The sequence below is a fragment of the Pseudomonas sp. FW507-12TSA genome (assembly GCF_058781435.1).
In genome coordinates this window covers 163,376-188,700 of sequence record NZ_JBYSWT010000009.1, presented here as the reverse complement: position 1 = coordinate 188,700, position 25,325 = coordinate 163,376, and the positions used below count along the sequence as shown (strand labels likewise).

Here is a 25,325-nt window from a genome sequence, read left to right as displayed (position 1 = left end):
GCGCCCGTGATTATTGCTGTGCAGATGTTTGCCCGCTGAACTGCCGGTAACTTCAGCCAATACCAAACGCATTGATTTCCCCAAGTTCCAGGCCATTGCGTGCCGGTTCCCGGAAAGTGCATCGCTATTGCCCGCTGAAAACCAAACAGGCAAATCCCGGCAACTAACGAGGGCTGGTCGATGTATTCGACCGGGCCAGTATTCCGTCAAGTAATCCAGACATCCGTTACCATGAAACTATCGGCCAGACCCCAGTCCCGCGTGCAGCGTTACTTCAGCGAGTTGCCTCTTTTCATCTGGATCCTGTTCATCGGGACCTTCATTACCCGAGCGACCTCGATGATGGTCTGGCCATTCATCTCCGTGGTGCTCTATACCCGCTTCGACTTCAGCCCGACCTTCATCGGGCTGGTGCTGACCCTTTCGATCGCCATCTCCTCGGCAGTCAGCTTCTACAGTGGCTACATCTCGGACAAGATCGGCCGGCTGAAGATCATCATCCTCGGCTGCGTGGTCGCCACCCTGTCCTACTGCCTGCTCGGCCTGTCCGGCAGCGCCCAGGGCTACATTGCCGGTACCTTGCTGGCCAACCTGTCCTGGGCCCTGGTCAACAACCCGATCAAGACCGTGATCGGCGACATCATCGAGTCCCGCCCCCTGGTGGAGCGGGCCATGCACCTGCGCTACTTCTTCCTCAACGCCGGCGCCGCGGTAGGTCCCTATCTCGGCCTGCAACTGGGGATCAGCGCCGGCTCCCTGGCCTTCGTCCTGGTGACCCTGTCCTATGTCCTGCTGCTGCTCGGCGTGGTGGTGTTCGGTCGTGGCATCGTGCTCAAGGCCATCAACAGCACCAGCTTCGCCAACACCATGAAGGTCCTGTCCCGGGACCACATCTTCCTCGCCCTGGTGCTCAACAACATCCTGATGATGTTCATCTTCGGCAACTTCGACTCCAGCCTGCCCCAGCTGATCACCGCCATCGGCTTCGAAGGCTACCTGGGCTTCATCGCCTCGCTGATCGTCCTGCACGCCACCACCATCGTCCTTTTGCAACTGCCGCTGTCCGGCGCGCTGGCATCCTGGAGCCTGGACGCGAAGATCTATGTCGGCAGCGTCCTGCTGATCGCCAGCGAATTCATCTTCGCCCTGGCCGCCCACCACTATGAAACCAAGGCCCTGTGGTACAGCGCCGTATTACTCATGAGCATCAGCCAGACCATTCTGTTCCCCTGTATCAACATGTTCGTCGACAGCCTGGCTCCCAACAACTTGCGGGGAGCCTACTTCGGTGCCGCTTCTTTGTATGGAGTTGGATTTTCCCTGTCGCCCATCGTTGGCGGGCTCTTCATACAATGGCTCGACGGTACTGCGCTATTCATCTTCCTGGGCATTGCCAGCAGCCTCATGACTTATATCTTCTTCAGCATCTTCAAACATGCCGGCAAGCCCCGCCAAACAGCAGATGACAGTTCCGGCACGGCATCCCCCGTATCCAGCGGCTGAATAAAGTCGGCGCGACAAACGACTTCTATATCAACTCCTAAACTTCAACTGATATCTCAGCGGCCCAGCCTCGCCTGCAACTTCTATCGCTTATATAACTTCAACCAGGAGCATTAGATGCCCATCCAGAACTATGACGTGATCTTGTGCGGTGCCGGCCCAGCCAATATTTCGCTGCTGCCGGAGCTGATTCGGAACGAACAAGCCGGCCGCTGCCTGATCCTGGAAAAGAACCATGTCGTAGGCGCCGGGGAAATCGGCCAGTACCGGATCACCGCCAACTCCCTGGGGGGCGTATTCCTGGAAAAATTCCAGGACCAGGAAGATCGGCTCAGCCGCTTCCTCAAGGACACCCCGCAATGGCGCTATTTGCGCGAAAACCAGGATCGGGCCGTCGAGCTGAGCCAGGTCGGCGCCTTCCTTGAACAGATCGCTGCCTTCGTCATGGCCGACAAGGCCCTGCGCCAGCGCTTCGTGTTCTCCACCGATAGCTGCGTCCAGGCGATCCGCCAATTGCCCGAGGGCGGCTACCTGGTCAGCTACAGCCTGGACGGCGTGCTGATGCAGGCCCAGTGCCGCAAGGTCATTTGCAACCTCGGCGGGCAGCCCCAGCAACGCGGCCCGCGCCACGCCTCTTGCAACATCAACTCCGACGAGTTCATCAAGGGGCTGCACGACCGGCAATTTTGCACATCGGCCCCGGACTCGGTGGCCATCCTCGGCTCGTCCCACAGTGCGGTGTCCTGCCTGATACGCCTGGTGGAGCAACTGGATTACCGGGGCCCCATCACCCTGCTGGCCAAGCGCGACTTCAAGCTGTTCTTCGACTGTGCCGAGAGCGCCCGGGCCCAGGGCTATCACTTCACCGACGCTGACGTGTGCAACGCCAGCGGGCGGATCAACCGCTACTCGGGGCTGCGCTACGACTCCTTCGAGTTCGCCCGCAAGGTGCAGCAAGGGCAGATCGACAACCTCCAGGTGGTGGATATCTCCACCCGGTCCCCGGAGCAGGTCGACGCCTTGATCAACGCCAGCGCCGTCTTGCTCAACAGCACCGGCTACAGCGCCAGGGCCGTGGAGTTGCTGGACGCCGACAGCCGCCCGATCCAGTTGCAGCAGGACGCCCACGGCCTGCTGACCAATGCCCGCCTCAACCCCCTGGCCGCGGATGGCCGGGCGCTGGAGGACTTCCATACCTTCGGCCTCGGCTCAGGCATCAAGACCGGTGGCGACAGTGGCGGCGAAGAAAGCTTTTCCGGGCGGATCGACGGCGTATGGGTCTACCAGCACGTAGTGCCCGGATTGATATTTGGTAAATAAGGAAATTCCAATGAATAACAATACAGCCATCCTGCTTTGCGCGGGCCGAGGCAGCCGCCTGGCCAACCGAACCGAAAATACTCCGAAGCCGTTGGTCCAGACCAACGACATCGCCTTCATCGACAACGCCCTGGCCAACCTGGAACGGCTCGGCGCCGGCAAGGTGGTGGTCGTGGTCGGCTACCAGGCCGAGACCATCACCGCGCACCTGGAGCAGATGAACACCAGCCTTTGCTTCGAGTTCGTCTACAACCCGGACTGGGCCACCACCAACAACATCTATTCGCTGTACCTGGCCCGGGAACATATCGGCCGGGACACGCTGATCATCGAAGGCGACATCTACTTTTCCCAGCAATGCCTGGAACAGCTGATGGCCAAGTCGGCTGACCTGGTCACCCTGGTGTCCGCCCTCGGGCCGAACATGGAAGGCACCTACACCACCATCGAGAACGACCGGCTGCTGGGTTTCGGCTCCACCAAGGAGGCTGGGCACCAGACCCTGGACAGCCACTACAAGACCGTCAACCTGTACAAGATCGGTACGCAGGAGTTCGCCCGCCATGTGGTCCGCCAACTGGACCTGTACATCGCCCGGGGCGACAAGAACACCTACTACGAAGATGTCTTCAAGCAGGCCTCGCTGGACAGCCAGTGGAACATCCAGCCGGTGATCGTCGACAACACCCAGTGGTACGAAGTCGACAACTACTACGACCTGACCATCTGCAACTACATCTCCCACCAGGATCGCCTGGGCTTCGTGCAGAACCGCCACGGCGGCTACTGGCGCTACCCGCTGCGCGACTTCGCGCTGATCTACAACTTCCATTTCCCGCCGCAACAGCTCAAGGACAAGATCAAGGACAACTTCGAGCACATCCTGCTCAACTACCCGGGCGGCCGCCGGCTGATCGAGGAGTCGCTGGCCGAGTTCATCGATGTCCCGGCCCAACGGCTGTGCGTGGCCAACGGCGCGGCGGAGATCATCAAGATCCTGCCGGACCTGTACCCGGGCAAGGTGCTGGTCACCGTGCCCTCGTTCAACGAGTACGCCAACGTCTTCGGCGAAGACCGCACCCTGTGCCTGCACACTCGCGAAGCCGAGGCATTCGCCATCGACACCCAGGCGCTGTTGGCGCTCTGCCACGAACAGCGCCCCTCGGTGGTGGTGATCGAGTCGCCGAACAACCCCACGGGCGCCCTCACCCCGGCGGCCGCGCTCCAGGCCCTGGCCCGCGAGCTGCAGGCGCTGCAGATCGCGTTGATCGTCGACGAATCGTTCCTGGACTTCTCCCGGCATGCCGACCAGACCCTGCTCCACGCCCTGGACGAACACCCCAACCTGGTGGTGATCCGCAGCATGAGCAAGACCTTCGGCATCGGCGGCATTCGCATCGGCTACCTGGCCAGCGCCGACCAGGCGCTGCTCAAGGCCCTGAACGCGCAGTTGCCGATCTGGAACCTCAACGGCTTCGCCGAGGAATTCCTGCTGCACCTGCCGCAGTACAAGGACCAGTACCTGGCAAGTTGCCAGACGGTGATCGGCGACACCCTGGACCTGCAGATCGCTCTGAACGACATCGACGGCCTCAGCAGCTTCGAAACCGAATCGAACTTCGTCTATTGCAAGACTCACTACGCCGACGCCCGGACCCTCTGCCGCCTGCTCCTGGAGCAGCATCACATCTACGTCAAGGAATGCTCGGGCAAACGCAACGAGGGTTCCGACCAGTACCTGAGGATTTCCTGCCGCACCCGCGAGGAAAACATCGAGCTGCTCCTGGCCCTCAAGAACGTCATGGCACAACTGGCCCGTCATCATGGCCATGCCCATCAACAGGAGAACGACCATGCATTCGCCTAAGCGCGTGGTGATCTGCGGCAAGGGCGAACTGGCGATCTTCGCCTGCCGCTACTTCCAGGATCACCCGGACTACCTGCTCAGCCACGTGGTCGCCGACCCGTTCGAACCGGTGAGCAGCGAACAGACGCTGATCGACTACTGCCACCAGCAGCAGATCCCGGTGGTCGAGGACGGGCGTTTCGAGAACCTGCCGGGATACGCCGAGCAGGCGTTCTCCTGCGACCTGTGCCTGGTGATCTTCCACAAGCGGATCCTGCCCAGGGCCTTCATCGATTGCTGCGCCAAGATCCTCAACCTGCACCTGTCCTACCTGCCCCACTACCGGGGCGTGCGTCCGGTGAACTGGGCACTGAAGAACGGCGAGCGGCGCCACGGCGTGACCCTCCACGAAATCAACGAGGGCATCGACGACGGCCCGATCCTCAGCCAGGTGGCGTTCGATATCTTTCCCGAGTTCGAAGAGGTCGGCGACACCTACCAGCGCGCCATGGGGTATGCCCGGCAACTGCTCAGCGACAGCCTGCCGCTGATCTACCGCATCACCCCGGTGCCCCAGGACCATGGGCAGATGAGCATCTACTACGAGCGGGACAATCTGCGCCTTGAGGAGCGCATGACCTTCACCAAGGCCAAGTCCCTGGAGCTGCTGGCCCAGAGCGCCGCGAAACCCGCCTGAGGCGCATGCCGCCCCTCCCGACGGCCGGGTCGGCCCATTGGCATGACCCGGCCCGTGCCAACCGGAGCCTGCGATGTACGACCTGATAGCGTCCGACCTGGACGGAACCCTGCTGTTGCCAGGGGACCGGATCGGCGACTACACCTGCAATACCCTCTGGCAGCTGCACCAGGCCGGCCGCCAGATAGTGCTGGCCACCGGCCGCCACCAACGCGATGTCCGCTCGCTGATCGGCAAGCGGCTACCGCCGGTGCACTTGATCACCGCCAATGGCGCCAGCATCGCCAGCGCCTGCGGCAACCTGCGCCTGGTCCAGGAACTGGACAACGAACTGGTGCGCGAGCTGATCGCCAGCGCCACGGACCGCCAGTGGGTGATCAACGCCTACTGCCAGGCACAGTGGCTGATCAGCGACCACTACCCGAACCTGGACAACTTCAGCCAGAACCCGGCATTCCAACCGACGCTCTGCGCGCCGGCGGATTTTCTCGAGCAAGGGGTACAGAAGCTGTTCTTTTTCCATCACGACCAGGACCACGCGGCGTTGGCGCGCCTGCAATCGCACCTCGACGCCTGCTTCGGCGCGCGGATCAGCAGCGTCTTCTCCTTTCCCTGGTGCCTGGAGGTGATGGCCGGCGGGGTCAGCAAAGGCCATGCCCTGCAGCGCCTGGCGCAGCTGCTGGGGGTTGCCCTCAAGCGCTGCGTGGCCTTTGGCGATGGCATGAACGATGTGTCGATGCTGGCCAAGGCCGGACAAGCGGTGGTGATGGACAGCGCCCACCACGATGTCCGGCGGGCCTTGCCGGAGGCCGCAGTGATCGGTCACTGCGGCGAGGAAGCCGTGGCCCGCTACCTGGCCACGCTGCTGCCGGCCTAGGCCGCTTGGCCGCGGACGGCGCGCCAGGCCTTGCTGGCCAGGGTCACGCCGAGCAAGACCACGGCACCGGCGACGATCCCGGCCACGGCATTGAGCAGGGTCGGCATAAGCAACGAAAAACCACCCACCAGGCTGGCGCTGCGCGCGGTGAGCTCTTCGATCAGGTGGTGGGCCGCCGGCACGCCGTGGGTGAGGATGCCGCCGCCGACCATGAACATGGCCGCAGTACCGATCACCGACAGGCTCTTCATCATGTAGGGCGCGGCCCGCAGGATCGCCCCACCCACGCTCCTGGCCAGTTGTCCCGGCTTGCGCGCCAGCCACAGGCCCAGGTCATCGAGCTTGACGATGCCGGCCACCAAGCCATAGACGCCGACGGTCATCACGATGGCGATACCCGACAGCACCACCACTTGCTGGGCCAGCGGCGCGTCGGCCACGGTACCCAGGGTAATGGCGATGATTTCGGCGGAGAGGATGAAGTCAGTGCGCACCGCGCCCTTGATCTTGTCCTTTTCGAAGGCCACCAGGTCGGTGGCCGGATCCGCCACGGCCTCGATCAGCTGGTCATGGGCCGCCTGGTCCTGGGCCTTGCTGTGGAGAAACTTGTGGGCCAGCTTCTCGAAACCCTCGAAGCACAGGTAGGCGCCTCCGAGCATCAGCAGTGGAATCACCAGCCAGGGAGCGAAGGCGCTGATGGCCAGGGCCGCCGGCACCAGGATCAACTTGTTGCGAAACGAGCCCTTGGCCACGGCCCAGACCACCGGGACCTCCCGTTCGGCGCGAACCCCGGACACCTGCTGGGCATTGAGGGCCAGGTCATCGCCCAGCACACCGGCGGTCTTCTTCGCCGCCATCTTGGTCATCAGGGCCACGTCGTCCAGCACCGCGGCGATATCGTCGAGCAAAACCAGCAAACTGCTTCCTGCCATGGGCCAGGCTTCCCTGCGTGAGATGAGGCGCGCAGCATACCGCGCCGCAGGAGGACCAAGCGAGATGCCGGCAAACGGTCGCCCCCCCTCTCGAATGCTGGCAAGACCACGGCCAATGGGCATTCTTGAGCCTTTCGCGAGCCCGGTGCTACCATGCGCAACCGCCGAACAGGCAAGGAATCCCCCGGTTTATGAGCACCATCCGCGAGCGCAATAAAGAACTGATCCTGCGGGCCGCCAGTGAAGAATTCGCCGACAAGGGCTTCGCCGCGACCAAGACCAGCGATATCGCCGCCAAGGCCGGGCTGCCCAAGCCCAACGTCTACTACTACTTCAAGTCCAAGGAAAACCTCTACCGCGAGGTGCTCGAAAGCATCATCGAGCCGATTCTCCAGGCCTCCACTCCATTCAACGCCGACGGCGTACCCAGCGAAGTGCTCAGCGGCTATATCCGCTCGAAGATCCGCATCTCCCGCGACCTGCCCTTCGCCTCCAAGGTGTTCGCCAGCGAGATCATGCATGGTGCCCCGCACCTGAGCCCGGACCAGGTGGAACAGCTCAACGCCCAGGCCAAGCACAACATCGAGTGCATCCAGACCTGGATCGACCGTGGCCAGATCGCCCCTCTGGACCCGCACCACCTGATGTTCAGCATCTGGGCCGCGACCCAGACCTACGCCGACTTCGACTGGCAGATCTCGGTGGTCACCGGCAAGGCCAAGCTGGCTGACGAAGATTACGAAGCCGCCGCCCAGACCATCATCCGCCTGGTGCTCAAGGGCTGCGAACCCGAATCCGCATAACCCACCCTCATGACGTCGCCCGGTTCACGGGCGCCAAGGGGTTCGTGTGGCCGCTGCCCCAGGCTGCGCACGACCCGGCACGAGCCGCCTGGTGGCTATCGGCAATCAACCCGAGGTACCGCGTCGCCCGGTTTGGCGGGCGCTGCGCACCCGATCGCAGCCTCGCAGGCTCGACAGCGGCTACACGTACTGCGCGACCTAGGCGCTGACACCGGCATCCGCGGCCAGGCCCTGGGCTTCGATGGCGCTGATGGCGCACTGCTCATCGATGTCCGAGGTATCGCCACTGATGCCGATGGCGCCAATCACCAGGCCCGCCTGATCACGAATCAATACCCCGCCCGGTGCCGGCACCACACTGCCCTGCCCCAGGCTGTTGAGCGCGCCGATGAAGGCCGGGCGCTGCTGGGCATCCAGCGCCAGCAGGCGCGAGCCCTTGCCCAGGGCGATCGCCCCCCAGGCCTTGCCGATGGCGATCTGCGGGCGCAGCAGGCTGGCGCCATCCTCCCTTTGCAAGGTCACCAGATGACCACCGGCATCGAGTACCGCGATGGCCAGTGGCGCGGCACTGATGTTGCGCCCCGCCTGGATGGCCTGGTTGGCCAGGTTGACTGCGACTTTCAAGGTTAAAGCGCTCATGGGTGCCGTCCTCATCTTGTTATTGGAAAGCCTGGTGGAGCTCCTTTAAGGAGAAGCTCGATACAACAAATAGAACACAATGAGTTGTATTTTTGTATACAATATTTATTGAAATATAGCCCATGCGACAAAATGACACCGGTTTATCAGGGCTCAAAGCGCAGCCGATAGCTTCCAAGAAAAGCCATTGACCTGTGCTGCTCGCCATGAATACACTCTTCGCAAAGCCACTTGTATACAATTACAAAACGTAAGAGGCACAAAACCATGAGCAAAATGAGAGCAATCGAAGCCGCCGTTCTGGTGATGCGCCGTGAAGGGGTCGACACCGCCTTTGGCATCCCGGGCGCCGCCATCAACCCGCTGTACTCTGCCTTGCAGAAGGTCGGCGGCATCGATCATGTGCTCGCTCGCCACGTCGAAGGCGCCTCGCACATGGCCGAGGGCTACACACGCACCAAGGCCGGCAACATCGGTGTGTGCATCGGCACCTCGGGCCCCGCCGGCACCGACATGGTCACCGGCCTGTACAGTGCCTCGGCCGACTCCATCCCGATCCTCTGCATCACCGGCCAGGCTCCCCGTGCCCGCCTGCACAAGGAAGACTTCCAGGCCGTGGACATCACCAGCATCGTCAAGCCGGTGACCAAGTGGGCCACCACCGTGCTGGAGCCGGGCCAGGTGCCCTACGCCTTCCAGAAAGCCTTCCATGAAATGCGCTCCGGCCGCCCTGGCCCGGTACTGATCGACCTGCCGTTCGACGTGCAGATGGCGGAAATCGAATTCGATATCGACGCCTACCAGCCCCTGCCCCTGGCTAAGCCCTCGGCCACCCGGGTCCAGGCCGAGAAAGTCCTGGCCATGCTGGCACAGGCCGAGCGGCCGCTGCTGGTGGCCGGCGGCGGGGTGATCAACGCCGATGCCAGCGAACTGCTGGTGGAGTTCGCCGAACTCACCGGCATCCCGGTGATCCCGACCCTGATGGGCTGGGGCAGCATTCCCGACGATCACCCGCAGATGGTGGGCATGGTCGGCCTGCAAACCTCCCATCGCTACGGCAACGCCACCCTGCTCAAGTCCGATGTGGTGCTGGGCATCGGCAACCGCTGGGCCAATCGCCACACCGGCTCGGTGGACGTCTATACCGAAGGCCGCAAGTTCATCCACGTGGACATCGAGCCGACCCAGATCGGCCGGGTCTTCACTCCCGACCTGGGCATCGTTTCCGACGCTGGCAGCGCCCTCACCGTACTGCTGGAAGTGGCCCGCGAGTGGCAGGCGGCCGGCAAGCTCAAGGACCGCAGCGCCTGGTTGCACGACTGCCAGCAACGCAAGGCCAGCCTGCAACGCAAGACCCACTTCGACAACGTGCCGGTCAAGCCGCAGCGGGTCTACGAGGAAATGAACCAGGTGTTCGGCAAGGACACCTGCTACGTCAGCACCATCGGCCTGTCGCAGATCGCCGGCGCGCAGTTCCTCCACGTCTACAAGCCGCGCCATTGGATCAACTGCGGCCAGGCCGGCCCGCTGGGCTGGACCATTCCGGCAGCCCTGGGGGTGGTCAAGGCCGACCCGAGCCGCAAGGTGGTGGCACTGTCCGGCGACTATGACTTCCAGTTCATGATCGAAGAGCTGGCGGTGGGTGCGCAGTTCAACCTGCCGTATATCCACGTGGTGGTGAACAACTCCTACCTGGGGCTGATCCGCCAGGCCCAGCGCGGCTTCGACATGGACTATTGCGTACAGCTGTCCTTCGACAACCTCAACGCTCCCGAGCTCAATGGCTACGGCGTGGACCATGTCGCGGTGGCCGAAGGCCTGGGCTGCAAGGCCCTGCGAGTATTCGAGCCCAAGGACATCCAACCGGCCCTGCGCCAGGCCCAGGAACTGGTCGAAACCTTCAAGGTGCCAGTGGTGGTGGAGATCATCCTGGAAAGGGTGACCAATATCTCCATGGGTACCGAGATCAACGCCGTCAACGAGTTCGAGGACCTGGCGCTGGTGGGCAACGACGCCCCCACCGCCATCGCCCTGCTCGACTAACCAGCCAGCACAACTCCCGTAGCCGCCCAGGACCGCGCTCGAGCGCCAAGCCAACGCCGTCTTCGCGAGCCGCCAGGGTCCACCGGACCTTGGCGCCTACTGCCCCGGCGACTACAGGACTTGATAGATCCACAGGAGACCACCATGCCGCGTTTTGCCGCCAACCTGTCCATGCTGTTCACCGAGCAGGATTTCCTCGCTCGCTTCAAGGCTGCCGCCGATGCCGGCTTCAGCGGAGTCGAGTACCTGTTTCCCTATGAATTCAGCTCGGCCGAGATCAAGGCCCAGCTCGACGCCCACGACCTGACCCAGGTGCTGTTCAACCTGCCGGCCGGCGACTGGGCCAAGGGCGAGCGCGGCATCGCCTGCCTGCCCGACCGGGTCGCGGAGTTCCGCGCCGGGGTCGACCTGGCCATCGCCTATGCCCAGGTCCTGGGCAATACCCAGGTCAACTGCCTGGCCGGCATCCGCCCCCAGGGCGTGGACGAGGCCCTGGTGCAAAAGACTTTCGTCGACAACCTCAGGTACGCCGCCGACAAGCTCCAGGCCGTGGGCATCAAGCTGGTGATGGAAGCCATCAACACTCGCGACATTCCCGGCTTCTACCTCAACAACACCGCCCAGGCGCTGTCGATCCGCGAACAGGTCGGCAGTGCCAACCTGTTCCTGCAGTACGACATCTATCACATGCAGGTCATGGAAGGAGACCTGGCCCGGACCCTGGCCAACCATCTGGAGCAGATCAACCACGTGCAGCTGGCGGACAACCCCGGGCGCAACGAACCGGGCACCGGCGAGATCAACTACCGCTTCCTCTTCGAGCACCTGGAGCGCATCGGCTACCAGGGCTGGGTCGGCTGCGAGTACAAGCCGCTGACCACCACCGAAGCGGGCCTGGGCTGGCTCAAGAGCCACAACGCTATCTGATCGGCCACCGCGTCATCGTTCATCTGGGGCCAGTCGGATCGCCGCCGGCTCGCTCCTACGGTAGGAGCCAGGCTGCCCGCGAGACGAATGCCTTGGCACCCGCAACCTTATAGAGCAATAAAAAGAGGATTTTCCCCATGGCTAAAATCGGATTCATCGGCACCGGCATCATGGGCCACCCCATGGCCGCCAACCTGCAGAAGGCCGGCCACAGCCTGCTGCTCTCGGAACACCACGGCAAGGCCCCGGCCGACCTGATCGCTGCCGGCGCCGTGGCCCTGGCCTCCCCCAAGGAGGTGGCCCAGGAAGCCGAGTTCGTGATCATCATGGTGCCCGACACCCCCCAGGTCGAAGACGTGCTGCTGCGCGCCGACGGCGTGGCCGCCGGGATCGGCAAGGGCAAGATCGTCATCGACATGAGTTCGATCTCGCCCACCGCGACCAAAGCCTTCGCCGCCAAGATCAACGAAAAAGGCGCGCAATACCTGGACGCCCCGGTGTCCGGCGGTGAAGTCGGGGCCAAGGCCGCGACCCTGAGCATCATGGTCGGCGGCGACAGCCAGGCTTTCGAACGCGCCCTGCCGCTGTTCCAGAGCATGGGCAAGAACATCACCCTGGTCGGCGGCAACGGCGACGGCCAGACCGCCAAGGTGGCCAACCAGATCATCGTCGCCCTGAACATCCAGGCCGTGGCCGAAGCGCTGCTGTTCGCCGCGAAGAACGGCGCCGACCCGGCCAAGGTGCGCGAAGCGCTGATGGGCGGCTTCGCCTCCTCGCGCATCCTGGAGGTGCATGGCGAACGCATGATCAAGGGCACCTTCGACCCGGGCTTCCGTATCAACCTGCACCAGAAGGACCTCAACCTGGCCCTCAGCGGCGCCCGCGAGCTGGGCATCAACCTGCCCAACACCGCCAACGCCCAGCAGGTGTTCAGCACCTGCAACGCCATCGGTGGCGGCAACTGGGACCACTCGGCCCTGATCAAGGGCCTGGAGCACATGGCCAACTTCTCGATCCGCGACAAACACTAAGCAGCATTCGTAGCCACCGCCCCGGGCTGTGCGAAGGTCCGCAGGAAACGCATCACTGCGGGCCACGGACAGGCCCTGCCGACCCTGACACCGCCCTTGGCGGTGGCTACACCTGTTCCACGCCCCCCATAACAAGAATCCGGGAGCCCGCCATGTCGGTCGATCCGCAACAATTGCTGCGTGAGCTGTTCGCCACAGCCATCGACGCCGCCCATCCGCAACATGTCCTCGAAGCCCACCTGCCCAGCGACCGCAGCGGCCGAGTCATCGTCATCGGCGCCGGCAAAGCCGCCGCGGCCATGGCCCAGGTGGTCGAACGCAACTGGCAGGGCGAAGTCCGCGGGCTGGTGGTCACTCGCTATGGCCACGGCGCCCCTTGCCACAAGATCGAGGTGGTCGAGGCCGCCCACCCGGTGCCCGATGCCGCCGGCCTGGCCGTGGCTCGGCGCGTGCTGGAGATGGTCAGCGACCTGACGGAACAGGACCGGGTGATTTTCCTGCTGTCCGGCGGTGGCTCGGCGCTACTGGCCCTGCCCGCCGCCGGCATCACCCTGGCCGACAAGCAAGCGCTCAACAAGGCCCTGCTCAAGTCCGGCGCCACCATCGGCGAGATGAATTGCGTGCGCAAGCACCTCTCGGCGATCAAGGGCGGGCGCCTGGCCAAGGCCTGCTGGCCGGCCACAGTGCACACCTACGCGATTTCCGATGTGCCCGGCGATTTGGCGACGGTCATCGCCTCCGGGCCTACCGTGGCCGATCCCAGCACTTCGGCCCAGGCCCTGGCGATTCTCCAGCGCTACGCCATCGAGGTACCGTCGGCGGTGCGCGCCTGGCTGCAGAGCCCCGAGTCGGAAACCGTCAAGCCCGGCGACCCGTGCCTGGCCCGCAGCCATTTCCAGCTGATCGCCCGGCCCCAGCAATCCCTGGAGGCGGCGGCAGTCAAGGCGCGCCAGGCGGGTTTCAGCCCGTTGATCCTCGGCGACCTGGAGGGCGAGTCCCGCGAGGTGGCCAAGGTCCACGCCGGCATCGCCCGCCAGGTGGCCCTGCATGGCCAACCCCTGGCCGCGCCCTGCGTGATCCTGTCCGGCGGCGAGACCACGGTCACGGTACGCGGCAACGGCCGTGGCGGACGCAATGCCGAGTTCCTGCTGAGCCTGACCGACAGTCTCAAGGGCCATCCCGGCATCTACGCCCTGGCTGGCGACACCGACGGCATCGACGGCTCCGAGGACAACGCCGGGGCCATCATGACCCCGGACAGCTTCGCCCGTGCCACGGCCCTGGGCCTGAACGCCGGCGACGAGCTGGACAACAACAATGGCTACGGCTACTTCGCGGCCCTGGACAGCTTGATCGTCACCGAGCCGACCCGTACCAATGTCAACGACTTGCGCGCCATCCTGATTCTCGAGACCACCAAACATGACGCCTGACAAAAAGGTCAAGATCCTCGCCACCCTGGGCCCGGCCACCGACGGTATCGAGGATATCCGTGAGCTGGTGCAAGCCGGGGTGAATATCTTCCGCCTCAACTTCAGCCACGGCAGCCATGCCGACCACGCCCAGCGCCACGCCTGGATCCGCCAGGTGGAAAGCGAGCTGAACCAACCCCTGGGGATTCTCATGGACCTGCAGGGGCCGAAGCTGCGGGTCGGCACCTTCAGCGCCGGCAAGGTCCAGTTGATACGCGGCCAGGCCCTGCGCCTGGACCTGGACCCGACCCCGGGCGATGCCCGGCGGGTCAACCTGCCCCATCCGGAAATCATCGCCGCGCTGGAGCCCGGCATGGACCTGCTGCTGGATGACGGCAAGCTGCGCCTGCGGGTCGACGCCAGGCATGCCGAGGCCATCGATACCACGGTGCTGGCCGGTGGCGAGCTGTCGGATCGCAAGGGCGTCAACGTGCCCCAGGCGGTGCTGGAGCTGAGCCCGCTGACCGCCAAGGACCGCCGCGACCTGAGCTTCGGCCTGGAACTGGGAGTGGATTGGGTGGCGCTGTCGTTCGTACAGCGCGCGCAGGATATTCGCGAAGCCCGGGAACTGATCGGCAACCAGGCCTTGTTGATGGCCAAGATCGAGAAACCCTCGGCGGTGGCCCAACTGCGGGACATCGCCGAACTCAGCGACGCGATCATGGTGGCCCGGGGCGACCTGGGGGTCGAGGTGCCGGCCGAAGCCGTGCCGCAGATCCAGAAGGACATCATCGCCACCTGCCGCCAGCTGGGCCGGCCGGTGGTGGTGGCCACGCAGATGCTGGAGTCCATGCGCTTCTCCCCGGCGCCCACCCGGGCCGAAGTCACCGATGTGGCCAATGCCGTGGCCGAAGGCACCGACGCCGTGATGCTGTCGGCGGAAACCGCTTCCGGGGAATACCCGCTGGAGGCCGTGCAGATGATGAGCAAGATCATCCGCCAGGTGGAAACCGGGCCGGACTACCAAACCCAACTGGACGTCAACCGGCCCCAGGCCGAAGCCACGGTGTCCGATGCCATCAGCTGCGCGATCCGGCGTATCTGCAGCATCCTGCCGGTGGCGGTACTGGTGAATTACAGCGAGTCCGGCAGCTCGACCCTGCGCGCCGCCCGGGAACGGCCGTCGGTGCCGATCCTCAACCTGACCCCCAACCTGCAGGCCGCGCACCGCCTTTCCCTGGCCTGGGGCGTGCACTCGGTGGTCAACGACCGCCTGCGCCAGGTCGATGAAGTCTGCAGTACGGCCCTGGAGATCGCCCAGGCCCAAGGCCTGGCGCAGCGTGGGGACACGGTAGTGATCACCGCCGGTGTGCCGTTCGGCCAGCCGGGGACGACTAACTCCTTGCGTGTCGAAACCCTTCTCTGACCTGCCCCCCTGCCGGTGCTGCGGCCCCGGTCCATTCAGAGCTCTCCAGAGAGGGAGCCTGATGGCCCGGACGCAGCCAACCAGCGGCCGCACTGACCGATATCCATCATGCCGTCACAGTCGTTCAACGCTTTCTGCCCCGATTGGGCCACTGCCCTGCTCAATGGCTTCAGCCAGATCTTTCTCCAGCGCGACCCGCTGTGCGGCTTGCTGTGCCTGCTGGCGATCCTGGCCTGCGCCCCGGCGCTGCTCGGTGGCGCCCTGCTCGGCGCCCTGGCCGGGCTGCTGACGGCCCAGCAACGGGGCTACGCCAAGGCCGATCGGCAAGCCGGGCTGTTCAGCTACAACGGCGTGTTGCTCGGGCTGCTGCTGAGCCTGTACCTGCCCTGGACGATCTTGCTGCCGCCCTTGATCATCGCCGCCGGCGGCCTGAGCGCGATCATCACCCAGCAGTGGCTCAAGCGCGCCCGGCAACCCGCCCGGCTGCCGGCCTACACCGCGCCCTTCGTCGGCCTCGGCTGGCTCCTGGCCGGCCTGTTCACGCCGCTGGCCGCCAACCCGGCGCCCACCGGGCTATCGCCCATGGGGCTGCTGGGCGGCCTGTTCCAGGGCCTGGGCCAGGTGATGTTCCTCGGCGACTGGCTGGCGGGGCTGCTGGTCTTCGCCGGCCTGTTGCTGGCCAACCGCCGGGCGGCGATCTGGGCCCTGGGCGGCTCGGGGTTCGGCCTGGGTGTGGCGGTCATGCTGCAGGAGCCCGGCCAGGCGCTCTCGGGACTGGCCGGCTATAACTGCGCGCTGGTGGCCCTGGCACTGGGCCAGATCGGCCTGCGCCCCTGGTGGCCGCTGCTGGGCATGGTCCTGGCGCTGCTGATCACCCCGGGCATCGCCGCGATAGGCCTACCCCCACTTACCGGCCCCTTCGTCCTCGCCTGTTGGCTGGTGCTGGCCTGCAACCGGGTGTTGGGCCGCACCCCGCGCCGCGACGCGCCTTGCGCTAGCGCAACGAATCCACCTAGGCTTCGCTGATCTTCGATTCAGGCGATTTCCATGGGTAACAGCGACAACTGGCGGCAACGCCTCTACGTGATGATCTTCCAGACCGACACCGTGGCTGGAAGACGCTTCGATACCACCTTGCTGCTGATCATCCTCGCCAGCCTGGTGATCGTGATCCTCGACAGCATCGACCAGGTGCACCGCGACTACGCCAACGTCCTGGCGTACATCGAATGGGGCTTCACCCTGATCTTCGCCATCGAGTACGGGCTGCGCCTGTACTGCTCGCCCAAGCCGCTGCGCTACGCCTTCAGCTTCTACGGGCTGGTGGACCTGCTGGCGATCGTCCCCGGGATCCTCGCCCTGTACTACAGCGACGCCCAGTACCTGTTGATCATCCGCATCATCCGCATGCTGCGGATCTTCCGCGTGCTCAAGCTGGCGCCCTACCTCAAGCAGGCCCACTACCTGCTCGACGCCCTGCGCGGCAGCAAGCAGAAGATCCTGGTGTTCCTGCTCAGCGTCTGCACCCTGGTCACGGTGTTCGGCACCCTGATGTACGTGGTCGAAGGTCCGGAGCACGGCTTCACCAGCATTCCCAAGGGCATCTACTGGGCCATCGTCACCCTGACCACCGTGGGCTACGGCGATATCGTGCCCAAGACGGTGATCGGCCAGGTGATCTCGTCCATGGTGATGATCACCGGTTACTCGATCATCGCCGTGCCCACTGGGATCTTCACCGCCGAGCTGGCCAGCGCCATGCGCGGCGAGCAGCAGAAGCACGACTGCCCGGTGTGCCGCAAGAACAGCCACGAGCCGGCCGCCGCCTTCTGCTCACGCTGCGGTAATGCCCTTTTTAAGAAAATGGAATAAGCAAAGTACTTTTCAATCTTTAAAGAGATATAGCGCCCCGGCTATAGTCGGCGGCAAATTGCCTTCACTCTCGAATAAAAGGAAATGTGCAGTGAAAAAACTCTTCAGCGCTTCGCTCCTGGCCGCCGGCCTGGCCCTGGCTGGCGCCGCCCAGGCCGCACCGACCCTGCTCAACGTTTCCTACGACGTGATGCGCGACTTCTACAAGGACTACAACGCCGCGTTCCAGAAACACTGGAAGGCCGAGCATAACGAAAACATCACCCTGCAGATGTCCTTCGGCGGCTCCAGCAAGCAAGCGCGCTCGGTGATCGACGGCCTGCCGGCGGACGTCATCACCATGAACATGGCCACCGACATCAACGCCCTGGCGGACAACGGCAAGCTGGTCCCGGACACCTGGGTCACCCGCCTGCCGGACAACAGCGCCCCCTTCACCTCGGCCACGGTGTTCATCGTGCGCAAGGGCAACCCCAAGGCATTGAAGGACTGGCCGGACCTGCTCAAGGACGGCGTACAGGTGATCGTGCCCAACCCCAAGACCTCGGGTAACGGTCGCTACACCTACCTCTCGGCCTGGGGCTACGTGCTCAAGAACGGCGGCGACGAGAACAAGGCCAAGGACTTCGTCGGCAAGCTGTTCAAGCAGGCGCCGGTGCTGGACACCGGTGGCCGCGCCGCCACCACGACCTTCATGACCAACCAGATCGGCGACGTGCTGGTGACCTTCGAGAACGAGGCGGAAATGATCGCCCGCGAATTCGGCCGCGATCAGTTCGAGGTGATCTACCCGAGCGTCTCCGCCGAAGCCGAGCCTCCGGTGTCGGTAGTGGACAAGGTGGTGGAGAAGAAAGGCACCCGCGCCGCCGCCGAGGAATACCTGAAGTACCTGTGGTCGCCGGAAGGCCAGGAGATCGCCGCCAACAACTACCTGCGCCCACGGGATCCGAAGGTGCTGGCCAAGTTCACCGACCGCTTCCCGAAAGTCGACTTCCTCTCGGTGGAGAAGACCTTCGGCGACTGGCGCAGCGTACAGAAGACCCACTTCAACGATGGCGGGATCTTCGACCAGATCTACACCAACGCCAAGTGATCCCTCGCGGGTGAATGAAAAAAGCGACCTGTGCGGTTAATGCCGATCAGTCAAGGCAATGGCAGAGAATCACCTCTGCTTGACTGACCGGCACCCATCAACCTCCACGGTCGCTTTTTTTATGCTTCAGGTGGCAGTCAGAGGGCCAGCGCCGGATTGAACAGCGCCGCTTCGGCGGCCTGATGCCGCTCCTCCAGCACCGCCTCGGCCTCGACTTCGATCAGCCACTCGGGCAGCGACAGGCCGCTGACGATGATCCATGAAGACGCCGGCGGCTGGCTGGCGAAGCGCTCCAGCAAGACCGCGCTGATGTGCTCCTGCTGATCGCGGGCCGCTTCGGCGATATAGATCCGCAACATCACCACATCCGCCAGCGTCCCTCCGGCCTCGGCCAGCACCCGCTGGATATTGTCGAAGGCCTGCTCGGTCTGCTCCCGCAGGCCCGGGCCTACGGTGCGTTCATGTTCATCCACTCCCACCTGGCCGGACAGCAGCAGGCGCCGCCCGCCCCGCACTTCCACGGCCTGGCTGAAGCCGTACTGCAGTGAATCGAACACGCTGCCGGGATTGAACGTCGACTTTTGCATAAGGACCTCCGCCTCGATGAACGACCGCAAACCCTAAACCAGGGCCCCGCGGACTTCCAGCACCAGCCCGGCGCAGCAACATCCGGCAACGCAACAGCGGATGGCGGACCTACATCGGAGGCGTCACCCCGTCCTTGCCGGCGGAAATCGATTGCGCGATCAGCTTGCCGTCGGCGCCCTGGGTGACGAACATCACCACCTTGACCCCGGTCTTGAGCAAGCTGCGATCCCCCGGCACCAGGTTGACGATGGGCACATCGTCAGGCACCAGGATCTTCTGCTGGCCGCCCTTGTAGTTGACGGTCAGGGTCCGGCCATTGCTCACCACCAGGTCGCCGACGCTACCGTTGGTCATGCTGCTGCCCTTGGCCAGGTCGAAAGGCCGGTGGCCGTCGCCGGTGCCGGCCATCTGCGGCGGGAACACATGCACTTCCAGGGCCTTGAGGGTGCCATCGGCCATGGGCACCGCCGCCGAGCCGATGTAGCTGCCCGGTTTGATGTCCTCGATATTGGCCAGGGTCACGGCACGCACCTGGGTCTGCGGCGTCAACTCGATGCTGACGTTCTCCCCGCTATTGGCATGCACCCGCAGCACATCGCCGCTAATGCCGGTGATTTCCCCCCGCACGCCGATGCGCATGCCGGGCGCATCCTGGGCCAGGGCACTGCCGAGCAGGGCCATCAGGGCGAAGCATTGGATAACGCACAACACACCAGGCAGAGATCGTTTCATGGCAACAAGGTCCTCGGCTGAGCGAAGCGGTACAGGGCCGAGCCAGCAGCCGGCCCGCAAAGACCACCAGCCTGCTACCAGGCGCGAGCCAAGTAAATGCCTGGCCAGCGCCTGGGCCGACTGGCGGCCAGGCACGTCCCGCTTTTGCCGTTGATCCAGATGCCTTGCACCCGGGCTCAGCTCGCATCGATGTCTTCACCGGTTCGATCGCGAACCCACAGCAACACCAGGGTGGACAAGGCGACCGTCACCATCATGTACCAGGCCGGGGCCAGGGGCTGTTCGGTCACCTGCAACAACCAGGTCACGAAGAACTGGGCGAAGCCGCCGAACACCGAGACGCCGATGCCATAAGCCGCAGCCATGCCGGAGGTACGTACAGACTTGGGGAACATCTCCGGCAGCATGGTGATCCCCGGCACGGTCTGCAGCGTCAGCAACACCGACAACAAACCGATGATCAGCAACAGGCTGGCCAGGCTGGGGGCGGCGATCAACCACTGGAAGCACGGGACGATCGCCACCAGGGTCCACAGCCGCGAATGGAAGATCACCCGCTTGCGCCCCCAGCGATCGGCTACCCAGCCCACCAGCGGCGACAAGAGGAAGCACACGGCCCCCACCACCACGCTGGCCAGCAGGCTGGAGGTGGTAGGCAAGCCCAGCACCCGGGCGGCATAGGCCGGCATGTAGAACGCGATGATCTGGGTCGAGACCATCGCGCCCAGCATCAGCAACACGCTCTTGCCCAAGGTGGCCTTGTGCTGGCCGAACAATTCGCGCAACGGGCTGCTGTGGGCGGCCCGCTCCATGGCCTGCCGGCTATGGGCGCTGGATACGCCGGCCACGAGCGTGTCTTCCAGGTGCCGGCGGATGTACCAACCCACCGGCGCGGTGAGCATGCCGATGAAGAACGGGATGCGCCACCCCCATTCAGCCATCGCCGCCTGGCCCAGGCCGGCCACCAGGGCGGCGACCATGATCGCCCCGAGGAAAATCCCCAGGGACTGGCTGCCGAATTGCCAGCTGGCATAGAAGCCCCGCTGCGATGCCGGTGCATGCTCGACCAGCAAGGTGGTCGCCGCCCCCACCTCGCCCCCGGCGGCGAAACCCTGGATCAGCCGCGCCAGGACCATCACCAGCGGCGCAGCCATGCCAACCTGGGCGTAGGTCGGGGCCAGGGCCATCATCGCGCAACCCAGACCCATGAGGAGCAACGTCAAGGTCAACGCCGAACGCCGGCCGAAACGATCGGAATAGGAACCGATCAGCAACGCACCCACCGGACGCATCAGGAACCCCACGCCGAAGGTGGCGGTGGTCAAGAGCAACTGGCCGTAGGAAGAAGCAGCGGGAAAGAACAACGGGCCGATGAACAGCATCAGGAAACTGAACACCGTGAAGTCGAAGAACTCCAGGGCGTTGCCAATAGTGGTACCGACAATCACCCGGCGACGGGATACGGGGAGATCAGGCGCCAGCAGCGGCGCATAGGACTGCTGAACAATGCTCATGACATTCTCCTGGGCACGAGGCAATAGGCACTCACCACCGGCCAGCCCGGGCAGGCCCGGCCGGATCACGGTCAATGGCTACGGATCAGTCGTCCGTCCCCAGGAAAGTGCTCACCAGCTTCACCCAGTAGGTGGCGCCATAGGGCAGGCTGGTATCGTTGAAGTCATAACCGGGGTTGTGCAGCAGGCAGCCGCCCTCACTGCCCTCGCCGTTGCCCATGACCAGGTAGCTGCCGGGGCAGGCCTGCAACATGAAGGAGAAATCCTCGCTGCAGGTCATCGGCTGCATATCGGCCACCAAACCCTCATCGCCCAGCCAATCCTGGACCACCCCCCGGGCCAGCGCGGTTTCGCGCGGATGGTTGTACAGCACCGGAAAGGCATTGGGGCTGACCAGCACTTCGGCCCTGGCGCCATAGGCCTGGGCCTGGGCGTGGGCCAGCTCTTCGATACGCCTGAGCAGCAGGTCGCGGGTGCAGTTCTTCAAGGCCCGGACCGTCACTGCCAGTTCGACACTGGCGGGTACCACCGACGAACTGCTGCCGCCGTGGATCGCCCCGACCCCGACGACGCCCATGTCCAGCGGTGGTACGTTGCGTGCCACCACCGTCTGCAAGGCCATGACCAGTGAAGCGGCGGCGACTACCGGATCAACCGTGTCGTGGGGGATGGCGCCATCCCCACCACGACCGTGGATGCGGATAGTGACGGTATCGGCCGAGGCCATGAACGGCCCGGCCAGGAAACCGAAGCGCCCCACCGGCAGGCCCGGCCAGTTGTGCATGGCGAACACCGCATCACAGGGGAACAGCTGGAACAGGCCATCCTCGATCATCTTGCGTGCCCCCACATGCCCCTCTTCGGCGGGCTGGAAAATCAGGCGCACAGTGCCCTCGAAGTCGATATCCCGAGCCAGACACTGGCCGGCGGCGAGCAGCATCGCCGTATGCCCGTCGTGGCCACAGGCGTGCATCTTGCCCTCATGGCGGCTGGCATAGGGCAAGCCGCTGGTCTCCAGGATCGGCAGCGCGTCCATGTCCGCACGCAGGCCGATGACCCGACCGCTGCGGCCCTTGCGCAGCGAGCCGACCACACCTGTGCCGGCCAGCCCCTGGTGGACTTCGTAGCCCCACTCGCGCAACTTGGCGGCTACCAGGCGGCTGGTTTCGAATTCTTCATAGCTCAGTTCGGGATGGGCATGCAGGTGTTGGCGCAGGGCAATCATGGCGGGGGTCAACGCATGTACTTCAGGCAGGATCGCTTGGTTCGGCATGGGTTACTCCTCAGCGGTGTCGTACGGCCCGATCGTCGGCTCAGACGCTGTCAGGCTCTTGTAGGATGTCGCCGGTACGCCAGGGCGGACCCGGTCGCTACGGCACGCTGACTATCGCCCCAGGTCCTGGGAAAAATAAAATAATATGTTCCGATCTGGCTCCTCGGAATTTCTTATGAAGATCAGCCTGCGCCACCTTCGATATGCCCTGGCGGTCACTCGTCACAACAACATCACCCAGGCCGCCGAACACCTGAGCGTGTCCCAGCCGGCGATTTCGGCGGCGATCAGCGAACTGGAGGGCCACCTGGGGCAGATGCTGTTCATCCGCCAACGCGGGCAAGGGATGACCCTCACCCCCTTCGGCCGCTTGGCGATGGACAAGGCCCGGCAGATCCTGGCCGGCGTACATGAGCTGGAACATCTGGCGGACAGCGGCCATTCGCTGTCCGGCGAACTGATGCTGGCGTGCTTCGAAGACCTGGCTCCCTACTGCCTGCCGCAACTGCTGCGCGGCCTGCAACAGCGCCATCCAGGGATCAAGGTGGGGATCCGCGAGTGCGGGTTCGACCAGATCGGCAAGCAGTTGGGCAACGGCAGCCTGGATGCCGCGCTGAGCTATGACCTGGGCCTGCCGGATGGCGTGCAGACCACCGTGTTATGCGAGCTGGCGGCCCATGCCTTATTGCCGTCCGGGCATCCCCTGGCTGCCCAGCAAGCGGTCAGCCTGGGCCAGCTGTGCAAGCATCCCCTGGTCTTGACCGGGCAGGCCTACAGTTGGCAGCACTTCCTGGACCTGCTGCGCTTCCATGGGCTGCAGCCCCAGAGCCTGACCAAGACCCAATCCTTCGAACTGCAACGCGGGCTGGTGGCCAACGGCCTGGGCGTGGGCTTGGCCTATACCCGGCCATTTGGCGATCACAGCTACGACGGCCAACCATTGGCGGTGCGCCCCATCAGCGAAGCCTTGCCGCTGCAGCGTATCGTCCTGGCGCAGTTGCAGAGCCATAGCGACTCGCAGCTGGTCAACGCCTTGCGGGAACAGGCGCTGCAATGGTTCGGCCAAAGCCCGGTGTTCGGCTGGTAACCCGGGCTTTGGCATGGCCAAGGCTCAGATGCGCTCGCGGATCAGCACCTCGATGTTCGCCGCCGCGCCCCAGCGGCGAACCAGCGCGAGCAGTTGCGGATCGGTTTCGCCCACCAGGTAGAGGGTGTCGATGACCTGGGTGGCCGCCCACTCGACGAACTCGCTGCCATCGAAGTCGGCCGCGCTGGCGAGGTGGAATTCGTTCTCGTAGAAGCCGGCGCTCACCGCCACCGGGGTGTCCTGGGGGCCGGCCGCGGTGATGAAGTCGCAGGCCAGGTGCACCACGCCCCACCCCGCCACCCGCCAGTTGCCCAGCGCCTCGTCGAGCCGGGCCCGTGCGCCCCGGGCAAATCCCAGGCCGTCGAGCACTACACGGCGGTTGACGATCAGCCACAGCTTGCGCCGCTTCGGCACCTTGAGCCGTACTTCGCCGGTGACCTTCGAGGCCCGCAGGGCAAGGGCGAACACCAGCAGCAAGGGGGCGAAGTAGCTATAGATTTTCTCGGCCCGGCTGGTTTCGGTCAGCGCGCGCAGGCGATCGACCTCCTTGCGCTGGCGCTGCTGTTCGGCGAAGTCTTCGGCCAGGCGCTCCAGCCACTGGCCGACCACGGCCGAGGAGTACTCGCCGCGCAGATCCCCCAGGGCCTGTTGTACCCGGGTCACGGCCAGTATCGACAATCGGCCATCGTCCATGCGCGGCAAGCTGGCAAAACGTTCGCACAGGTTGAGCACCTGGGCGGCATCCTGGGGTTCGTGCAGCTGGGTGGCGGCCCGGCAGTGCTGCTTGCCCAGCAGGTCGTCGATATCCGCCGCGACACCCCGCTGCAATCCGGCCTGGGTGCTCTGCGCCAGGCGATAGCCGCTCTGGAACCAATCCACCCGCACCACCTGGGTGGCACTGATCAGGGCCAGGGACGCCAGCGTCAGCCAGCCGTAGTCCACCTTCTTCCAACCCACCTCGGTGAGCGGGAATACCGAGATGAAGGTCCAGCAGCAGAAGTAATAGAAAAACGCGAAGACCACCAGCAAGGACAGTGGCTGCACCGACAGGTAGATCAGTTCCGGCACTTCGGCCGGGCCCAATCCGTAGAGCAGCAACAGCACACCGCTTAGCGCCAGCCAGAACAGCATCGGCAGGAAATAGGGTTTGTTCAGGGATTTTTTCATCGGTCGCTCAACGGCAGCGGCTCAGGAACACCTCGCTGTATCGGCCAAGGCCCACGAGGCTTAAGCATTTGCGACAAAGGCCCTGGGATGGGCCTTGGCGAGGGTCTGGCGGTACAAGCGCCAGCAGCGTTACTGGAACTGGCGGCCGAGCCCGGCGGGCACGCCATGGATATCGGTATCTTCCCAGGGGCCGTCGGGGCTGATGGAGCGGCTCCAGCCGTTGTTCCAGCGATAGTAGGTGCGCTGGCGGTAGAAGGTGTTGTTTTGGTTGTCCAGCACGTAGACCCCCAGTCGTGGGTCCCAGTGGCTGTGCCCACCCGGAGGCGGAGCGAAGCTGGCCGAAGTGCGTGGCAGGGCCTTGGTTGCAGGTGCTGGTGCATGGGGCGTGGCGGGCTTGCCGGAGGGCGCCGTGGAAGGAGCCGGGCGCGTGCTCGGCTCCGCTGGCGGGATGGGCTCGGAACTGGTGGGTACTGGCCGCTGGACCGTACAAGCGCTCAACCCCAGGACCAGGGACAACAGGGTGATGCGAGCGATGGCGGTCAT

At 64.5% G+C, this 25,325-nt stretch carries 23 protein-coding genes; 15 read left to right on the top strand and 8 right to left on the bottom strand.

Annotation, left to right across the window (positions count from 1 at the left end; genetic code table 11):
• Positions 1 to 231: 231 nt before the first annotated feature.
• The 5 genes from AC3WK8_RS11530 (at position 232) to AC3WK8_RS11510 (ending at position 6,243) form a co-directional block, all read left to right on the top strand.
• On the top strand, positions 232 to 1,503 hold the full coding sequence (locus AC3WK8_RS11530; RefSeq protein WP_085595806.1) for an MFS transporter: 1,272 nt from the start codon (positions 232 to 234) through the stop codon (positions 1,501 to 1,503).
• A gap of 117 nt (positions 1,504 to 1,620) precedes the next feature.
• On the top strand, positions 1,621 to 2,823 hold the full coding sequence (locus AC3WK8_RS11525; RefSeq protein WP_103324814.1) for a hypothetical protein: 1,203 nt from the start codon (positions 1,621 to 1,623) through the stop codon (positions 2,821 to 2,823).
• A gap of 10 nt (positions 2,824 to 2,833) precedes the next feature.
• On the top strand, positions 2,834 to 4,690 hold the full coding sequence (locus AC3WK8_RS11520; protein ID WP_103324815.1) for an aminotransferase class I/II-fold pyridoxal phosphate-dependent enzyme: 1,857 nt from the start codon (positions 2,834 to 2,836) through the stop codon (positions 4,688 to 4,690).
• Positions 4,677 to 5,366, top strand: coding sequence for a formyl transferase (locus tag AC3WK8_RS11515; protein ID WP_022643091.1), 690 nt, complete (start codon positions 4,677 to 4,679; stop codon positions 5,364 to 5,366). Before AC3WK8_RS11520 ends, AC3WK8_RS11515 begins: the two co-directional genes overlap by 14 nt.
• Before the next feature lie 73 nt (positions 5,367 to 5,439).
• On the top strand, positions 5,440 to 6,243 hold the full coding sequence (locus tag AC3WK8_RS11510) for a Cof-type HAD-IIB family hydrolase (protein WP_103324816.1): 804 nt from the start codon (positions 5,440 to 5,442) through the stop codon (positions 6,241 to 6,243).
• Here the strand turns inward: AC3WK8_RS11510 and AC3WK8_RS11505 are convergent.
• Positions 6,240 to 7,175, bottom strand: coding sequence for a DUF808 domain-containing protein (locus AC3WK8_RS11505; protein ID WP_031321205.1), 936 nt, complete (start codon positions 7,173 to 7,175; stop codon positions 6,240 to 6,242). The two genes, AC3WK8_RS11510 and AC3WK8_RS11505, sit on opposite strands and share 4 nt — an antisense overlap.
• A 191-nt stretch (positions 7,176 to 7,366) precedes the next feature.
• On the opposite strand from AC3WK8_RS11505, the gene AC3WK8_RS11500 reads away from it, so the two are divergent.
• Positions 7,367 to 7,978, top strand: coding sequence for a TetR/AcrR family transcriptional regulator (locus AC3WK8_RS11500; protein WP_068578516.1), 612 nt, complete (start codon positions 7,367 to 7,369; stop codon positions 7,976 to 7,978).
• 198 nt (positions 7,979 to 8,176) lie between these two features.
• Here the strand turns inward: AC3WK8_RS11500 and AC3WK8_RS11495 are convergent, their stop codons facing one another.
• Entirely contained in the window at positions 8,177 to 8,617 is a 441-nt protein-coding gene (locus AC3WK8_RS11495) for a GlcG/HbpS family heme-binding protein (RefSeq protein WP_031321203.1), read from the bottom strand.
• A gap of 267 nt (positions 8,618 to 8,884) precedes the next feature.
• On the opposite strand from AC3WK8_RS11495, the gene gcl reads away from it, so the two are divergent.
• The 8 genes from gcl (at position 8,885) to AC3WK8_RS11455 (ending at position 18,421) form a co-directional block, all read left to right on the top strand.
• The gene (gene gcl / locus AC3WK8_RS11490) at positions 8,885 to 10,660 is read left to right on the top strand and encodes a glyoxylate carboligase (RefSeq protein ID WP_103324817.1); all 1,776 of its coding nucleotides are present in this window, start codon (positions 8,885 to 8,887) and stop codon (positions 10,658 to 10,660) included.
• A gap of 144 nt (positions 10,661 to 10,804) precedes the next feature.
• Entirely contained in the window at positions 10,805 to 11,587 is a 783-nt protein-coding gene (gene hyi, locus AC3WK8_RS11485; RefSeq protein ID WP_085595816.1) for a hydroxypyruvate isomerase, read from the top strand.
• A 137-nt stretch (positions 11,588 to 11,724) separates the two neighbouring features.
• The gene (locus AC3WK8_RS11480; RefSeq protein ID WP_085595818.1) at positions 11,725 to 12,618 is read left to right on the top strand and encodes a 2-hydroxy-3-oxopropionate reductase; all 894 of its coding nucleotides are present in this window, start codon (positions 11,725 to 11,727) and stop codon (positions 12,616 to 12,618) included.
• A gap of 152 nt (positions 12,619 to 12,770) precedes the next feature.
• The gene (locus tag AC3WK8_RS11475; protein WP_103324818.1) at positions 12,771 to 14,051 is read left to right on the top strand and encodes a glycerate kinase type-2 family protein; all 1,281 of its coding nucleotides are present in this window, start codon (positions 12,771 to 12,773) and stop codon (positions 14,049 to 14,051) included.
• Complete coding sequence (gene pyk, locus AC3WK8_RS11470) at positions 14,041 to 15,456, top strand: pyruvate kinase (RefSeq protein WP_103324819.1); 1,416 nt, start codon at positions 14,041 to 14,043, stop codon at positions 15,454 to 15,456. Before AC3WK8_RS11475 ends, pyk begins: the two co-directional genes overlap by 11 nt.
• A gap of 108 nt (positions 15,457 to 15,564) precedes the next feature.
• A complete protein-coding gene (locus tag AC3WK8_RS11465) occupies positions 15,565 to 16,482 on the top strand; it encodes an urea transporter (RefSeq protein ID WP_085595822.1) in 918 nt (305 codons plus the stop codon).
• Between the two features lie 21 nt (positions 16,483 to 16,503).
• Entirely contained in the window at positions 16,504 to 17,328 is an 825-nt protein-coding gene (locus AC3WK8_RS11460) for an ion transporter (RefSeq protein ID WP_022643080.1), read from the top strand.
• 91 nt (positions 17,329 to 17,419) lie between these two features.
• Positions 17,420 to 18,421 carry a sulfate ABC transporter substrate-binding protein gene (locus tag AC3WK8_RS11455; protein WP_103324820.1) on the top strand — a complete coding sequence of 334 codons (1,002 nt, stop codon included), beginning with the start codon at positions 17,420 to 17,422 and terminating at the stop codon, positions 18,419 to 18,421.
• A gap of 137 nt (positions 18,422 to 18,558) precedes the next feature.
• Here the strand turns inward: AC3WK8_RS11455 and AC3WK8_RS11450 are convergent, their stop codons facing one another.
• From AC3WK8_RS11450 to AC3WK8_RS11435, 4 genes are all read right to left on the bottom strand, one after another.
• Entirely contained in the window at positions 18,559 to 19,008 is a 450-nt protein-coding gene (locus AC3WK8_RS11450; RefSeq protein WP_085595824.1) for a RidA family protein, read from the bottom strand.
• Positions 19,009 to 19,117: 109 nt separating this feature from the next.
• The gene (locus tag AC3WK8_RS11445; protein ID WP_404942567.1) at positions 19,118 to 19,690 is read right to left on the bottom strand and encodes a hypothetical protein; all 573 of its coding nucleotides are present in this window, start codon (positions 19,688 to 19,690) and stop codon (positions 19,118 to 19,120) included.
• A 227-nt stretch (positions 19,691 to 19,917) separates the two neighbouring features.
• On the bottom strand, positions 19,918 to 21,255 hold the full coding sequence (locus tag AC3WK8_RS11440; RefSeq protein WP_085595826.1) for an MFS transporter: 1,338 nt from the start codon (positions 21,253 to 21,255) through the stop codon (positions 19,918 to 19,920).
• A gap of 85 nt (positions 21,256 to 21,340) precedes the next feature.
• Entirely contained in the window at positions 21,341 to 22,528 is a 1,188-nt protein-coding gene (locus AC3WK8_RS11435) for a M20 aminoacylase family protein (RefSeq protein ID WP_103324822.1), read from the bottom strand.
• Between the two features lie 175 nt (positions 22,529 to 22,703).
• On the opposite strand from AC3WK8_RS11435, the gene AC3WK8_RS11430 reads away from it, so the two are divergent.
• Positions 22,704 to 23,615, top strand: coding sequence for a LysR family transcriptional regulator (locus AC3WK8_RS11430; RefSeq protein ID WP_085595830.1), 912 nt, complete (start codon positions 22,704 to 22,706; stop codon positions 23,613 to 23,615).
• A gap of 24 nt (positions 23,616 to 23,639) precedes the next feature.
• On the opposite strand, the gene AC3WK8_RS11425 is transcribed toward AC3WK8_RS11430, so the two are convergent.
• Both AC3WK8_RS11425 and AC3WK8_RS11420 read right to left on the bottom strand, forming a co-directional pair.
• Positions 23,640 to 24,782: a BAR domain-containing protein gene (locus tag AC3WK8_RS11425; RefSeq protein ID WP_103324823.1), complete on the bottom strand. Its 1,143-nt coding sequence runs from the start codon at positions 24,780 to 24,782 to the stop codon at positions 23,640 to 23,642.
• Between the two features lie 129 nt (positions 24,783 to 24,911).
• Complete coding sequence (locus AC3WK8_RS11420; RefSeq protein WP_103324824.1) at positions 24,912 to 25,325, bottom strand: hypothetical protein; 414 nt, start codon at positions 25,323 to 25,325, stop codon at positions 24,912 to 24,914.